Here is a 15,423-nt window from a genome sequence, read left to right as displayed (position 1 = left end):
AGAGCGAAACGTCAAGTGCGAGTAGCGCAGTCCTGGCTGACCGACATCATCCAGCGCACCAACCCGGAGTGGTCGGTGACGCCGGAGGAGCTCGACGCGGGATTCGTCCGGGTCGGGCTGGAAGTCGAAGAGCTCGACCAGCTCGAGCGGATCGCGGGTTCGGAGGAGGGCGGCGAGCCGCTGGTGGTCGGCCGCGTCGCCGAGATCACCGAACTGACCGAGTTCAAGAAGCCGATCCGCTTCTGCAAGGTGGACATCGGTAAGCCCGAGTTGCAGGAGATCATCTGCGGCGCCCGGAATTTCCAGGTCGGTGATCTGGTGGTCGTGGTGCTGCCCGGCGGCGTGCTGCCCGGCGGGTTCGAGATCACCTCGCGCAAGACCTACGGTCACGTGTCCAACGGGATGATCTGCTCGGTCGCCGAACTGGGGATCGGCAAGGACCATTCCGGCATCCTGGTGCTGGAACCGGGCACCGCCGAGCCCGGCGCCGACGCCAACGCGCTACTCGGTCTGGACGACACCGTCATCGAGCTGAACATCACTCCCGACCGCGGTTACTGCTTCTCCGTTCGCGGCCTGGCGCGCGAGCTGGCCTGCGGTTTCGATCTCGAGTACGCCGATCCGGCGGTGCGCACCCTGCCCGACCACGAGCAGGAAGCCTGGCCGATCCGGGTCGAGCCGGACGCCCGGTGCACGCGCTTCGCGGCCCGCCGGGTCACCGGCGTCGACCCGGAGGCGGTGAGCCCGTGGTGGTTGCAGCGCAGGCTGCTGTTGTCGGGCGTACGCCCGATCTCGCCCGCCGTGGACGTCACCAATTACGTGATGCTGGAGTTGGGGCAGCCGCTGCACGCCTTCGACGCGAACAAGGTGTCGGGCGGATTGGTGGTCCGTTCCGCGCACAAGGGCGAGAAGTTGCGCACCTTGGACGACGTCGAGCGCGCCCTCGACGTCGAGGACGTGGTGATCGCCGACGATTCCGGCGTCATCTCCTTGGCCGGTGTGATGGGCGGCGCGAGCACCGAGGTCGGCGCGGAGAGCACCGACATCCTGCTCGAGGCGGCCACCTGGAACCCGCTGCTGATCTACCGGACCGCGCGCAGGCACAAGCTGGTGTCCGAGGCGGGCAAGCGGTACGAACGGGTCGTCGACCCGGAGATCAACGTGGCCGCGCTCGATCGAGCGGCCACGCTGCTGGCCGAAATCGCCGGCGGCACCATCGAACCCGTGCTGACCGACGTCCGGACCCCCGTCCCGGCGCCCGAGCCGATCCGGATGGACATCGACCTGGCCGACCGCGTCGCGGGCGTCACGTACGCGACCGGCACCTCGGCGCGCCGCCTGGCCCAGATCGGCTGCACGGTCGAGGTCGGCGTCAGCGAGGCCGGGCACGGTCAGCTGGTGGTGACCCCGCCGAGCTGGCGGCCCGACCTGGCTCAGCCCGCCGACCTGGTGGAGGAGGTGCTGCGGCTGGAGGGCCTGGAGCGGATCCCGTCCGTGCTGCCGGCCGCACCGGCCGGGCGTGGGCTCACGCCGACCCAGCGCCGCAGGCGCGCCGTCAGCCGCGCGCTGGCGTTCGCGGGCGCCGTGGAGGTGCCGCCGCCGGTGTTCCTGCCCGCCGGAGTGTTCGACACCTGGGGCCTGGACGCCGACGACCCGCGCCGCGCCACCACCAGGGTGCTGAATCCGCTCGACGTGGAGCGCGCCGAGCTGGCCACCACCCTGCTCCCCGGTTTGCTCGAGGTGGCGGTCCGCAATATCTCGCGGGGCGCGCGTGACCTGGCGATCTACGGCATCGCGCAAGTCGTGCTGCCGGGCGCGAACACCAGAGCGGTCGATCCGCTGCCGGTGGACCGGCGCCCCACCGACGAAGAGATCGCCGAGTTGCTGGACTCGCTGCCGGAACAGCCGGTGCACGTGGCCGCTGTCCTGACCGGCCGCAGGGAGCCGCGCGGGCCGTGGGGGCCGGGCCGTCCGGTCGAAGCCGCCGACGCGTTCGCCCTCGCCGACGCCGTCGGCGACGCGGCCGGTGTGACCATCGAGCGCCGTGCGGCGGCTCAGCTGCCCTGGCATCCCGGGCGCTGCGCCGAGCTGGTGGTCGACGGAACGGTTGTCGGCTACGCGGGTGAGCTGCATCCCGCCGTGCTGGAACGTTCCGGCCTGCCGCCGCGCACCTGCGCCGTCGAACTCGACTTGGACGCGCTGCCGCTGCGCGAGTCCCGGCCGGTCCCGACGGTGTCGCCGTTCCCCGCGGTGCTCCAGGACGTCTCGGTGAGCGTCGAGAAGACCGTCCCGGCGGCGTCCGTCGAGTCCGCACTGCGCACCGGCGGCGGCGAGCTGCTGGAGGACATCGCGCTGTTCGACGTGTACGAGGGCGCTCAGGCGGGTGAGGGACGTAAGTCGCTCACCTACGCCCTGCGTTTCCGTGCCACCGACCGGACCCTCACCGAGGACGAGGCAAGTGCGGCACGCGACGCGGCCGTCGCGGCGGCGGCCGACGCCGTGGGCGCGGTGCTGCGCGGCTGACGCACGCGGTCACCGCAACCGGCTACCGGCCGAGTTCGATCGTCTCCGCGGGTCGGGCGGCGACCGGCGTCCGCACCGGCCCTGCGGCGGTGGGCCGCGGCTTCGAGCGCTCGTGTCGCGGCACCCGCCCGACCCGGCCTTGCCTGTTCAGGAGTAAGAACATGGGCATGCGACACCCGGCCCGTCCGATCCTCAACGCGCTGACTTATCTGCCGGAGCGGACGGTGCTGCAAACTCCGGCGCTGCTCGGCATGGAGTACACGGACCTGTCCCTGCCCACGGCGGACGGGCAGACCGTGCACGCGTGGTGGATGCCTGCCCGCGATTCGATCGGGCACATCCTGTTCGCGCACGGGAACGCGGGCAATCTCGGCGACCGGGTGCCGATCTTCGCGTTGCTCACCGAGGCCGGTTTCGACGTGCTGGCCTTCGACTACCGCGGCTACGGGCGCAGCACCGGGAAACCGACCGAGCACGGCACCTACCTGGACGCGCGCGCCGCGCGCAGGGCGCTGCTGGAACAACCCGGCGTCGATCCGAATCGCGTGTTGTACCTGGGCAAGTCCCTCGGGGGCGGTGTCGTGCTCGAGCTGGCACAGCACCATCCCCCGGCCGGAGTGATGCTGATGTCCACCTTCAGCGGCCTGCGCGACGCGGCTCGCTCGGTGTATCCGTTCCTGCCCGCGGCCTTGGTGCCGAACGCCTATCCGAACGAACGCCGCATCCGCGCGCTGCGCGCCCCGGTGCTGATCATGCACGGCGACCAGGACGAACTGCTGCCGCTGCGGCACGCGCAACGGCTCTACGCCGCAGCGCCGGAGCCGAAACGGCTGGTGGTCTTCCCCGGAGCCGGGCACAACGATCTGATCGTCGTGGGCGGCTCGGCCTGGTACGAGCTGGTGCGCGACTGGGCGGGTGCGCGCGTGCGGTCGTGAACGGCCTTCGGTGCGGTCGCGCGTGCGTAGCCTGGCGGTATGAGTGACAACAGCGAAATCGCGAGCCGGTTGGCCGGGCTGCCGGATGCGGAGCTGGCAGGTGTACTGCTGGCCGCAACGGCGGCGCGTCCCGGGTTCGCGGCGGTCCACGCCGCGCTGGTCGGGCTGTTGGAAACCGGTGATGCGGCTGCGGCCGGAGATGTGACTCCTGCCACCCCGGCCGGCGGGCCTGGGTTCCCGCAGCACACGCCCGATGTGTCGGGCCAGGTCGGCGGCGGTTCCGCGGTACCGGCGGTACCGGTACCGCCGCCGGGTATGCCGGAGTCCGCCGCGAGTGGCGGATATTCGGCCTCCGGTGTTCCTACTTTCGAGTCAGTTCGCGATAAGGTCGAGCATCGCTACGGCACCGCGCAGGGGATGGGTGAACTCGACCGGCAGACTCCAGCGGGCCGCGGCGTGGACGAACAATGGCAGGCACGTGAGCAGGCCGCGCGTGAGCGCCTGGACCGGATCCGGAAATCGTTGCACGGCAACGACGCCGACCCGCACCAGCCGTGAACCGTGCCGGGCGCGCCGCACGAGGTGTGATGGGTGGAATTCGATGAGCGAGCCGCGTGAGATCGCCGAACGGCTACTGGAGGCCCAGGTGGCATTCCTGCTCGCCGAGGTGACCGGCGAGCGTTTCGCGGAGGTGGTCGCGCGCGACACCGAGGCGGTGCTCGGAGTCGCCGACACGCTCGTCTTCCGGGACGTGGTGGAGATCGACCAGGCCAAGCAGACCGTCCGCACGGTCGTCGAGCTGATCGGCGGCAGTCCGGTTCTCGCCGATATGGTCGGGGTGTTCGCCGACTCCATCTACGACCACATCGCCGCCAACCACGACTACACGCTCGGCGAGGTGGTCGAGCGCGAGCCGGTGGAGGCGCTGCTGGAAAAGATCTTCGGCATGCACCAGGCGCAGGAGCGCATCCTGGATCGGCTCACCGAGAGCCCGCTGGTGGCCACGGTCGCGTCGAAGTTCGTGGACAAGCTGATCAACGACTTCATGCAGGCCAACCGGGAACGCGCGGAGAAGATCCCGGGTGTGTCCTCGCTGATGTCGCTGGGCCAGTCCGCGGCCAATCGCGCCAAGAAGGCCGCCGACGGCACCTTCGTCGGCGACCTCGCGGGCAAGGGCGCGCTGTTCGCCCTCAAGCGGACCAACAACGCCATCCGCGAGATGCTGCGCGATGCCCCGGTGCACGCCGCCGCGATGGAGTTCTGGGATCTGCATGCCGACGAGCCGGTCAGCGGTCTGCGCGAATACCTCAGCCGGAAGGATCTCAACGAGCTGGTGCTGCTGTGCTACGAGATCGCCGTCACCACCCGCGAGAAGGAGTACTTCGGCCTGCTCCTGGACGAGTGCGTGGAGGTGTTCTTCACCAAGTACGGCGACTACACCTTGGCGGCCATGCTGCCCGAACTCGGTCTGACCGGTGACGACATCGTCCAGGAGATCCTCCGGTACGGACCGGCGGTCATCGAGGGCGCGAAGCGCGAAGGGGTTCTCGCCGGGTTGATCCGCGAGCGCCTCGCCCCCTTCTATACCTCCGACGAGGTACTCGCCATCCTCTCTGTCTGATTTCCAGCGCCGGGCTGTGTTCGTTCTTCCAGCGCCTGCGGCGCTGGGTGTTCGCGGCCCCTTCATGGCTCGCGTCCGAGCGACCGCCGCTTGCTCCTTCGTCGCGGACGCGACGGCCACTCGGACGCGAGCCGGGCCGCGAACGGCGCATGCTCGGTCTCGCTTCGCTCGAAACCGGTGGTTGAGCTTGGTGTGGTTGCGTGCGAGGTAACCGGCGGCTGAACTCCGCCGATGCCGCAGCGATGGTCGTGGTTGTCGGGTGCGCCAGGCGAATCCGTACCCGGTCCTGCGCCGAGGGGGGCGGTGCTATTTCGGCAGCGCCGGGACGATCGCTTCGCCGATGGTCGCGAGGCGATCGCAGGGGTTCTGGTCCGCGGTCTTGTTGACCAGGGTCAGTTGCAGCAGGCCCTGCCGGGCGGGGAAGAGCACGTCGCACATTTGGTCTTTGGCGGCGTCGTCCACGCGGAACTGGCGTCCGGTGCGTCCGGCGATGGTGACGTCCTGGAAGTCGACATTGCCCGGCTTCCGCTCGAACTCGGCAACGGACATGTTGTTGGAGAACACGCCGAGGGTGAAGTCGGCGCCCTTCCATCCGCAGATCTCCCAACCGGGCTGCTTCACCCCGCCGACGCCGACCTGCTTGCTCGCCGGGTCGAGTCCGGCGCTCGTCAGCGCGGCGTCGGGGATGCCGGTGCAGGGATCGAACAGCTGGGTGGCCGTGCCCGCGGCGCTCGCGGTCTGCGTGCTGGTCGTCGCGGGGGACCCGCCGGACTCGTCGCCGCAGGCGGCCAGTCCTAACGCGAGTGCGATCGCCAAGGGAACCAACGTAATTCGGTGCGCCATCCAGCCCTCTTGCCATCCGGTTTGTCGCGCCGGACTGTATCAGAGTCGGGCCGCGAGGTTTCGCGGCGGGCGAAGGTGGGTAGGACACAACGAGTCTCGGCATTCGTTCGCGGATGCCGGTTTTGTCGCGCTCGTAACTCTTCGTTGCCAGTGTGTTTAGAAGTCCGCACAGTGTCCGTTTTGCCCGATTCTCGCGTTGACGACGGGTAGGCCGTGTGACAGTTTCCCCTTGATTTCCGCGTGCTCGCTGTGGAGCAGGCGCGGCGGCTGATCGGAGGAGCAGAGGGTGGTGCGGTCACCTGGACGACCGGAGAATTCCGGCGGCACACCGGTTGTCCCCCTCCGCATTTCCGATGGTGAACGCCAGGTGTCCGGCAGCGGAATTGTGCGCCCGCGAACCATCCGCGGGCAGCTGGCCCGCATCCTCGTGGTGTCGCTCGTGCTGGTGCTCGCGCTGTTGGGCACGCTGGTGGCGCGCGAAGTGGACGCGTACCGGAAGAGCCGGGACACAGTCGCCGCGGTGACGCTCGCGCTGGCGGTGCAGGACCTGGTGCACGAGACGCAGCGCGAGCGCGGCCTGACCAATGGCCTGCTCGGCGGCGACCAGCGCTTGCGCCAGCCGGTCGACGACCAGCGCGGTGCGGTCGACCGCGCCTTGCGTGCCCTGCGGCAGGCGGCGGCGGACGGCCCGCCCGGCGCGGAGCGGGTGCGGGAGGCCGCCCGGCCGCTGGCCGATTTGGACGCGACCCGATCCACGATCGACCAGCGGCGAGAACCCCGGCAGGCGGCGTTCCAGTACTACACCGACGCGATCGACGCCCTGAACCACCTGTCCCTCGGTCAGGATCAGGCTGCCGACCCGGTGGTCCGGCACGGGCTGCAAGCGCTGTACGCGCTGGGTGAGGCGAAGGAGCAGACGGCTCGCGAGCGCGGCTTCCTCAACGGCGTCTTCGCCGCGGATGCCTTCGGGCCGGGCGAGTACGTGCAATTCCTCGACATCCGCGCGGCCAAACTGGCCGGACTGGCCGCGTTCGCCCGCGACGCGACCGGCGCGCAGCAGGCGCGCTTGGACGCCGTGCTGGACGGCGCGGACGCGGCCGCGGCCGCGGAGTCGGAGAACGTCGCGATCGCCGCGGGCGGCGGACCGCTGGCGCGCCCGGTCGATCCGATCGCCTGGTGGGCCAGGATGACCGCGGTCATCGACGAGCAGCGCACCGTGCAGCAGACGGTCGGCGCCGACGTGCGGCAGCGGGCAGAGGTGTTGCGCGGCGACGCCGCGCTGGCCCTCGGCGCGTTCGTGCTCGCCGCGCTGGCGGCGATCGCGCTGGAGGTGGCGCTGGTCGTCGCGGCGGTGCGCGCGATCGTCCGGCCGCTGGCCACGCTGGCCGCGGACGCCGACGACGTATCCGGTCGGCGGCTGCCCGACGTGATCTCGGCCTGGCGCACCGGCGACGACACCCGGCCGCCGGACCCGCCCGCCCCGGTGCGACCGCCGCCGGGGGCGGGCGTCGAGATCGTCGCCGTGGCCCGAGCGCTGGATCGGGTGCAGTCCACCGCCTTCGACCTCGCGTCGGAACAGGCGCTGGTGCGCCGCAACACCACCGAGTCGATGGTCAGCCTGGCCCGCCGCAACCAGAACCTCGTGCGCCGCCAGCTCGGCCTGATCAGCGAATTCGAACGCGAGGAGCTCGATCCCAAGGCGCTGTCGAATCTGTTCGAGCTCGACCATCTCGCCACCCGCATGCGCCGCAACGCCGAAAGCCTGCTCGTGCTGGTCGGCGAGGCGAGCCCGCGCCGCTGGGCCGAACCGATCCCGCTCAGCGACGTGATCCGCGCGGGCCTGTCCGAGGTCGACGACTACCGCAGGGTGGTGCTGCGCCGGATGGACGACGTGCTCATCGCCGGCGCGGCGGCCAGCGAACTCGCGCACATACTCGCGGAGCTGATCGAGAACGGGCTGGCGTTCTCCCCACCGGATGTCGAGGTGGAGATCTACGGGCGCGCCGGGCCCAACGGGTACCTGCTCGCGGTGGTCGACCACGGCGTGGGCATGCCCGCCGACCAATTGGCCCAGGCCAACGCACGATTGCGCGGCGAACAGGACTTCGTCGTCGCACCGACCCGCCACCTCGGCCACTACGTGGTCGGCAGGCTCGCCGAACGGCTCGGCATCACGGTCGAACTGAGCGTCTCGCCGGTGAGCGGCATCGTCGCGCGCCTGACGCTGCCGCCCGGCATGGTCGAGACCGAGCCGGATCGGCGCGACGATCCCGCCACCTCCCACACCGCCACGGTGGGCGATACCGCTGGGTCTGCGACCGGTTCGAGGCCACAATCGCGCGGTACCGCTACCGCTACGACCGCCGACCGCCCACCGGCGCACGCGGTGAACGCCGGGTCGTCGCCCTACACGCAGTTCGTTTCCGCGCCGACCGAGCCGACAGCGAGCGTCGGCCGCACCGAATCCCGCCGCTCAGAAGAGCCGTTCGTCCCGGCGCCGAGCGACCCCGCGGCGCGGCACACCAAGAACGGCTTGGTGAAACGAAACAAGAAGGCCCGCGCTGCCGCCACCGGCGCGCGGCCCGACGCGCCGCCCCGGACGGAGCCCGCCCCCGCGGTCGAGCGCTCACCCGAGGAGATCCGCAGCATGCTGTCCTCCTTCCGGACGGGACATCAGCGTGGCGCGCCCGCACGGCACGCCGCCGCGCGGGACGACCGCGTCCGCGCCGCCGCCGCGGCGCCCGAATTCCAGCCCGCCGCGACCATGGCAGAGGAGATCCGGTGACCACCCACATATCGAGCGCCGACCCGCACACGTTCAATTGGATGCTGGCCAACTTCGTTCGCGAGACCGACGGTGTGCGCGAGGCGGTCGCGGTGTCCTCGGACGGCCTGCTCATCGCCATGTCCGAAGGATTGGACCGCGCCTCCGCCGACCGGCTCGCCGCCATGGTGTCCGGGCTGGTCGGGCTGGCCCGCAGCGCCTCGCGCAGCTACTCCTTCGACGGCCTGAAACTGATCATGATCGAGATGAGGCGCGGGTTCCTGCTCGTCTCCGCCATAGGCGACGGCAGCTGTCTCGGCGTGATCGCCGACAGCGGTTGCGACGTCGGTCTGGTCGGCTACGAGATGGCGGTGCTCGCCGACCGCGCTGGTGCGCTGCTCGATCCCGCGCTCATCGCCGAACTGCGTGAGTCGCTGCGGCGATGAGACACGAATTCGCCTCCGGCGAGGACCGATTCGTGCGGCCCTTCGTGGTCACCGCGGGACGCACCAGGCCGCTGCTGGACGGACTGCGCATCGAGACGTTGGTGCGGGCCGAGCCCGCAGCGCTGTCCGCGCCGCTGCGTTTCGAGCAGCGCACCCTCGTGCGGCTGTGCCAGCGGCCGCACTCCATCGCCGAGATCGGCGCCGCGCTCGGCGTGCCGGTCGGGGTCGCCAAGGTCGTGGTCAGCGACCTGGCCGCCACCGGACACGTGACCGTGCGCTCGGCCGACCAGCTCACCGCCGCCGCCATCGAGAGGATCAGGGACCTTGTCCGGGCACTCTGACATGCGAACGCCTACCATGCCGTCCTCGGTGAAAATCGTGGTCAGCGGCGGTTTCGGCGTCGGGAAGACGACATTCATCGGAGCCATCTCCGAAATCGAGCCGCTGGTGACCGAGGCGGCGATGACCGAGATGGCCGTCGGCGTGGACGACGCGGGGCACCGCGACGACAAGACGCAGACCACCGTCGCCCTCGACTTCGGGCGCATCACCCTGGACAGCGCACTGCTGCTGTACCTGTTCGGCACGCCGGGCCAGGACCGTTTCGTCTTCCTGTGGGACGACCTGGTCGACGGTGCGCTCGGCGCGGTGATCGTGGTGGATACCGGCCGCGTCGACGACTGTTATCCGGTACTGGACTATTTCGAGGCACGCGGCACGCCGTTCGTCATCGCGGTCAATCGCTTCGACGGCAGCACGCGTTTCGACCTCGACGAGGTCCGCGAGGCGCTCGAACTGGAGGATTGGATCCCGGTGCTGGAATGCGATGCCAGGCAGCGCGATTCGGTCAAGGAGGTGCTGGTCTCGCTACTCGAACAGGTCCTGTTGCACCGGACGGATCACCTGACCGCAAGGGACGCGGGCTGAGAATCGCCGCGAGATTGCGCCGCGACCGATGAATTCGCCGCGCGTGCGTCGTCCGTACTGTTGCCCGGCCCTGACGAACAGAAGGAGCATCATCATGAGCAACGGCGCGGACCTCGGCCTCACCCACATCGGCGTGCTGGTCGGTGACCAGGACAAGGCCTTGGAGTTCTATCGCGACGTGATCGGTCTGGAAGTGCGTGCGGACCTGCCGTTCGCCGGTGGGCGCTGGCTGACCGTCGGGCCGGCGAAGCAGCCGGGCATCGAGTTCATTCTGGAGACCCCCGAGATGGTGCCGGACGAGGCGGCCGCCGCGGCGGCGCGGGCCCGGCTGGCCAACGGGGCGCAGGGCACGTTGATCTTCACCACCGATGCCGTGGACGCCACGTTCGCCCGGCTGCGCGACGCCGGGGTGGAGGTGACGCAGGAGCCGATCTCGCAGCCGTACGGCGTCCGCGACTGCGGGTTCCGTGACCCGTGGGGCAACCACCTGCGCTTCTCCGAACTCCTCGGCTGAGCCGGGCGCGGCCGGTGTGGGCCGCGTCGCATTTCCCGGCGGGCCGGAGGACAATACTGTCTGATCATGGGTGAAACGACGAGCGAGACCCAACAGGACGCCATCCGGCCGCTGCGCGACGACATCCGGTTCCTCGGTGGCGTGCTCGGCGACACCATTCGCGACCACGAGGGGCCGGAGGTCTTCGACCTCATCGAGCGCGTGCGCATCGAAGCGTTCCGGGTGCGCCGCGAGGAGGTCGGGCGCAGCGCCGTCGCGGAGATGCTCGACGGAGTGGACATCGCGGTGGCCCTTCCGCTGATCCGCGCGTTCAGCTACTTCGTGCTGCTGGCCAATCTGGCCGAGGACATCCAGCGCGACCGCCGCCGCGCCGCGCACGAGACGGCGGGCGAACCGCCGCAGGACTCGTCACTGGCGGCCACCTACCGCAAGCTGGACGCGGCGGCGCTGGACGGAACCCGGGTCGCGGATCTGCTGGCCGACGCGCTGGTGTCGCCGGTGATCACCGCGCACCCGACCGAGACGCGCCGCCGCACCGTCTTCGACGCGCAGGCCCGGATCACCGAGCTGATGCGCCTGCGCCAGCGCTACGCCGAGAACGAGCGCGAGCGCGCCGACCTCGAGCGGCGGATCCGCCGCCAGGTGCTGAGCCTGTGGCGCACCGCGCTGATCCGCTTGGCGCGCTTGCGCATCCAGGACGAGATCTCGGTGGGTCTGCGCTACTACGACCTGACCCTGTTCGACGTGATCCCGGCGATCAACGCGGAGGTGCGCGCCGCGCTGCGCTCGCGCTGGCCCGGCGTCGAGTTGCTGCCGCGCCCGATGCTGCGTCCCGGTTCGTGGATCGGCGGCGACCGCGACGGCAACCCGTACGTCACCGCCGAGGTGGTGCGGCAGGCCGCCTCCCGCGCCGCGGGCGTCGCGTTCGAGCGCTACCTGCGCGATCTGGTGGAACTGGAGAAGACGCTGTCGTTGTCGGCCCGGTTGGTCGCCGTGACGCCCGAGGTCGCCGCGCTCGCCGAGACCGGGTACCCCGATCCGGCGACGCACGCCGACGAGCCGTATCGCCGTGCGCTGCACCACGTCCGGGCCCGGCTGACCGCCACCGCGCTGGCGGCGCTCGAGCAGGTGCCACCGAACGGCCTCGATGCCGGGGCGCGGCCCTACCCGACTCCGCAGGCCGTCCTGGACGACTTGGACGCGATCGACGCCTCGCTGCGGCGCAGTGGCGACGGCCTGCTCGCCGACGATCGCCTCGCCACGTTGCGCCACGCCCTGGAGACTTTCGGCTTCCATTTGCAGAGCCTGGACATGCGCCAGAACTCGGAGGTGCACGAGCAGGTCGTCGCCGAACTGCTGGCCTGGGCCGGGGTGCACTCCGACTACGCGAGCCTGCCGGAGTCGCGCCGAGTGGAACTGCTCGCCGCCGAGCTGCGCACTCGCCGCCCGCTGCTCGGTCCGCACGCCCGGCTGAGCGAACTGGCCGTCAAGGAACTCGGCATCGTCCGCGCCGCCCGGGACGTGGTGGACACGCTCGGCGCGGCGGCGGTGCCGAACTACATCATCAGCATGTGCACGTCGGTCAGTGATCTGCTCGAAGCCGCCCTGCTGCTGAAGGAGGGCGGTCTGCTCGACCCAGGGGAGCCGGACGGGCCGCCGAGTTGCCCGGTGGGCATCGTCCCGCTGTTCGAGACCATCGAGGACCTCGGCGCTGGCGCGGCCACGCTGTCGGCGGCGCTGGAGGTGCCGGTCTATCGCGAGCTGGTGGCCGCGCAGGGCATGCGTCAAGAAGTGATGCTCGGCTACTCCGACTCCAACAAGGACGGCGGGTATCTGGCCGCCAACTGGGCGCTGTACCGGGCGGAGCTGGATCTGGTCGAGGTCGCCCGCAAGACCGGCATCCGGTTGCGGCTGTTCCACGGCCGCGGCGGCACGGTCGGTCGCGGCGGCGGCCGCAGCTACGACGCGATCCTCGCCCAGCCGGCCGGAGCGGTGCGCGGCTCGCTGCGGCTCACCGAGCAGGGCGAGGTGATCGCCGCGAAATACGCCGAACCCGGTGCGGCGCATCGCAATCTGGAGTCGCTGATCGCGGGCACCCTGGAGTCGACGCTGCTGGACGTGGAGGGTCTCGGCGCCGACGCCGAGCCGTCCTACGGCATCATGGACGACCTGGCGGCCCGCGCCCGAGCCGCGTACGCGCGGCTCGTGCACGAGACACCCGGATTCGTCGAGTACTTCCGGCAGTCCACGCCGGTCGCCGAGGTGGGCGATCTGAACATCGGCAGCAGGCCTGCCTCGCGCAAGCCGACGAATTCGGTCGCGGACCTGCGCGCCATCCCGTGGGTGATGTCGTGGAGTCAGGCGCGGGTGATGCTGCCGGGGTGGTACGGCACCGGTGCCGCGCTGGAGGAATGGATCGGCGGCGACCCGGAACGTCTGGCGACCTTGGCGGATCTGTATCGCCGCTGGCCGTTCTTCCGCACGGTGCTGTCCAATCTGGCGCAGGTGATGGCCAAGAGCGATCTGGACATCGCCGCCCGCTACGCGGAACTCGTGGACGACGTGGCGTTGCGGGAGCAGATCTTCGGCATGATCCGCGACGAACACGCCCGGACCGTCCGCATGCACGCCGCGATCACCGGCAACGATCACCTGCTGGCCGACAACCCGTCGCTGGCCGAGTCGATCCACAACCGCTTCCCCTACCTGGAACCACTGAACCAGATGCAGGTGCAGCTGCTGCGCCGCCTCCGGGCCGGGGACGACTCCGAACTGGTGAAACGCGGCATCCTGCTGACGATGAACGGCCTGGCCACCGCCCTGCGCAACTCGGGTTAGCCGCCGAAGGGCCCGCGTCCGGTAGGAAGGACGTCGTGTCGATCGACGAAGCAGCCGTGGCGGCGCTGGCGGACCGCCGGATCGGTCCCGAGCACAAGGGCATGCCACCCGCGTTCTGGGGGCGGACCGTGCGCGAACTCCGCGCTGCCGCACCGGCGCTCGATCAGCTGGAGACGCCGGTGCTCACGGTCGATCGCGCGGCCCTCGCGGAGAACATCGCGGTCATGGCCGAGTGGGTGCGGGCGGCAGGCGTTCGGCTGGCGCCGCACGGCAAGACGACGATGGCGCCGCAGGTGTGGGCCGATCAGCTGGCCGCGGGCTCATGGGGCATCACCCTCGCCACCATCTGGCAGACGCAGGTGGCGCGGTCCTTCGGCGTCGCGCGGGTGCTGCTGGCCAACGCGCTGGTTGACCCGGTCGGATTGCGGTGGGTCGCGGCGGAATCGGCGCGCGATCCGTCTTTCGAGTTCTACTGCTGGGCCGACAGCCCCGAAACGGTTGCCTTGATGGACGCGCATCTGCGCACCGCCCCCGAGTCGGCGCGGATCCGGGTGCTGGTGGAACTCGGCGGCCCGCACGGCAGAACCGGCGCACGCACGGTGGAACAGGCGCACGCCGTAGCTCGGGCGATCGCCGGCGCGTCCCGGCTGACGCTCGCCGGGGTGGGCGGTTACGAGGGCGCGCTCGCACACGACCGCACCGCGACCGGCATCCGCGCGGTGCGCGACTACCTCGGGGAACTCGCCCGGCTGCACCGGGAACTCGACGCGGCGGGGCGATATCGCGGTCCGGCCGTCGTCACCGCCGGTGGGAGCGCCTATCCCGAGCTGGCGCTCGAGTACCTCGCCCCGCTGTCCGACGAGCAGGGCAGGCAAGGTGTCGCGACGACGGTCGTGCTGCGCTCGGGCGCGTATGTCATCCACGATGACGGCTTCTACGCGAGCATGTCGCCACTGGCGGCTCCCGAGTGCGCGCGGCCGCTGCGCTCGGCGATGCACGGCTGGGCACGCGCACTCTCGCGCCCGGAGCCCGGCCTCGCGTTGCTCGACGCGGGCAAACGTGATCTGCCTTTCGACGAGGGGATGCCGGTTCCGCAGCGCGTCGCGGGACCGCGGGGCGGTGCGCTCGACTCGGACGCGACGGTCTCCGCGCTCAACGACCAGCACGCCTTCCTCCGGTTACCGGGCGGCGCCGCCACCGAGTTGCCCATCGGGGCGGTCGTTCGGCTCGGTCTGTCACACCCGTGCACGGCTTTCGACAAATGGCGGCTGATCCCGGTGATCGATGACGCCGATGCGCCCTCGCCGCGAGTGGTGGATCTCCTGCACACGTTCTTCTGACGGGTGGCGCCGGGCTCTCGGCCGCGACGCCCGGCGCTAGTCGTTCGAAGCGATCAGCGCGCGCACCAACCGGTCCAGCACCGGACGCGGATCGAAATCCGGTGTCGGATCGACCAATTGGTGCAGGATGATGCCCTCGAGCTGGCCGACCAGGATCTGCGTCGTCGCCCGGTCCCCGCCGACGTTCGCCAGCAGGCTCGCGGCCCATTCGGTCAGCCTGCGGTGGCCGCTCCGCACGGTCTCACGCAGCGCGGGCGAGGTCCGCGCTTCTTGGAACAGCGCGTAGCGTGCCAATGTCCGTGTGGGGTCGGTTCGCGCCGCGTGGACGACGAAGGCGGCCGTGCCGTCGACGAGGTCCTCGATGGTGGCGGGGGCGGGTCGCCGGTTGAGCGCCTCCCAATCCGCGTAGTCGCGAGCTTCGAGTCGCTCGGCGATGCCGGTCAGCAGCGCCGCACGGGTGCGGAAGTAGTTGGACGCCGATCCGGCGGGCATGCCCGCGACCTCGTCCACCGCGCGGTGGGTGAGGGCTCGGATCCCGCGGGACCCGAGCAGCTCGATCGCCGCGTCCAAGACGAGTTCGCGCTTACCGGACATTCCTCGATACTACAGCGGTAGTGATACCGGTTACAGTCCGGCGCGGCGACACTACATACGTAGTAGCGTTCGGGGAAC

13 protein-coding genes are annotated in these 15,423 nt (G+C 70.6%); 11 read left to right on the top strand and 2 right to left on the bottom strand.

What is annotated here, in order from left to right; translation table 11 throughout:
• Window positions 1-15 precede the first annotated feature (15 nt).
• The 4 genes from pheT (at window position 16) to AB0L97_RS17075 (ending at window position 5,079) form a co-directional block, all read left to right on the top strand.
• Window positions 16-2,523, top strand: a complete 2,508-nt coding sequence (gene pheT, locus AB0L97_RS17090; protein ID WP_364430319.1) for a phenylalanine--tRNA ligase subunit beta — start codon at window positions 16-18, stop codon at window positions 2,521-2,523.
• A gap of 161 nt (window positions 2,524-2,684) precedes the next feature.
• A complete protein-coding gene (locus AB0L97_RS17085; protein WP_364430316.1) occupies window positions 2,685-3,458 on the top strand; it encodes an alpha/beta hydrolase in 774 nt (257 codons plus the stop codon).
• Window positions 3,459-3,497: 39 nt separating this feature from the next.
• Window positions 3,498-4,016: a hypothetical protein gene (locus AB0L97_RS17080; protein ID WP_355080649.1), complete on the top strand. Its 519-nt coding sequence runs from the start codon at window positions 3,498-3,500 to the stop codon at window positions 4,014-4,016.
• Between the two features lie 43 nt (window positions 4,017-4,059).
• Entirely contained in the window at window positions 4,060-5,079 is a 1,020-nt protein-coding gene (locus tag AB0L97_RS17075) for a hypothetical protein (protein WP_355080651.1), read from the top strand.
• A 306-nt stretch (window positions 5,080-5,385) separates the two neighbouring features.
• Here the strand turns inward: AB0L97_RS17075 and AB0L97_RS17070 are convergent, their stop codons facing one another.
• Window positions 5,386-5,895, bottom strand: a complete 510-nt coding sequence (locus AB0L97_RS17070; protein ID WP_355080653.1) for a DUF3558 domain-containing protein — start codon at window positions 5,893-5,895, stop codon at window positions 5,386-5,388.
• Window positions 5,896-6,289: 394 nt separating this feature from the next.
• On the opposite strand from AB0L97_RS17070, the gene AB0L97_RS17065 reads away from it, so the two are divergent.
• The 7 genes from AB0L97_RS17065 (at window position 6,290) to AB0L97_RS17035 (ending at window position 14,751) form a co-directional block, all read left to right on the top strand.
• Window positions 6,290-8,707, top strand: a complete 2,418-nt coding sequence (locus AB0L97_RS17065; protein WP_364430311.1) for a nitrate- and nitrite sensing domain-containing protein — start codon at window positions 6,290-6,292, stop codon at window positions 8,705-8,707.
• A gap of 41 nt (window positions 8,708-8,748) precedes the next feature.
• On the top strand, window positions 8,749-9,132 hold the full coding sequence (locus AB0L97_RS17060; RefSeq protein ID WP_364430628.1) for a roadblock/LC7 domain-containing protein: 384 nt from the start codon (window positions 8,749-8,751) through the stop codon (window positions 9,130-9,132).
• On the top strand, window positions 9,129-9,473 hold the full coding sequence (locus tag AB0L97_RS17055; RefSeq protein ID WP_355080657.1) for a DUF742 domain-containing protein: 345 nt from the start codon (window positions 9,129-9,131) through the stop codon (window positions 9,471-9,473). Before AB0L97_RS17060 ends, AB0L97_RS17055 begins: the two co-directional genes overlap by 4 nt.
• Before the next feature lie 16 nt (window positions 9,474-9,489).
• Window positions 9,490-10,059, top strand: coding sequence for an ATP/GTP-binding protein (locus AB0L97_RS17050; protein ID WP_364430625.1), 570 nt, complete (start codon window positions 9,490-9,492; stop codon window positions 10,057-10,059).
• A gap of 94 nt (window positions 10,060-10,153) precedes the next feature.
• Window positions 10,154-10,573 (top strand): VOC family protein, encoded by a 420-nt coding sequence (locus AB0L97_RS17045; protein ID WP_364430307.1) that lies wholly within the window; start codon window positions 10,154-10,156, stop codon window positions 10,571-10,573.
• A 66-nt stretch (window positions 10,574-10,639) separates the two neighbouring features.
• Window positions 10,640-13,411 carry a phosphoenolpyruvate carboxylase gene (ppc, locus tag AB0L97_RS17040; RefSeq protein ID WP_364430304.1) on the top strand — a complete coding sequence of 924 codons (2,772 nt, stop codon included), beginning with the start codon at window positions 10,640-10,642 and terminating at the stop codon, window positions 13,409-13,411.
• Window positions 13,412-13,446: 35 nt separating this feature from the next.
• Window positions 13,447-14,751, top strand: a complete 1,305-nt coding sequence (locus AB0L97_RS17035; protein WP_364430301.1) for an alanine racemase — start codon at window positions 13,447-13,449, stop codon at window positions 14,749-14,751.
• Window positions 14,752-14,787: 36 nt separating this feature from the next.
• Here the strand turns inward: AB0L97_RS17035 and AB0L97_RS17030 are convergent, their stop codons facing one another.
• On the bottom strand, window positions 14,788-15,345 hold the full coding sequence (locus AB0L97_RS17030) for a TetR family transcriptional regulator (protein WP_364430298.1): 558 nt from the start codon (window positions 15,343-15,345) through the stop codon (window positions 14,788-14,790).
• Window positions 15,346-15,423 lie beyond the last annotated feature (78 nt).

Source organism: Nocardia sp. NPDC051911 (genome assembly GCF_040681035.1).
Classification (GTDB): Bacteria; Actinomycetota; Actinomycetes; order Mycobacteriales; family Mycobacteriaceae; genus Nocardia; species Nocardia sichangensis.
Note: the sequence above shows the minus strand (reverse complement) of the source record. Positions and strands in the feature narration are given on the sequence as shown.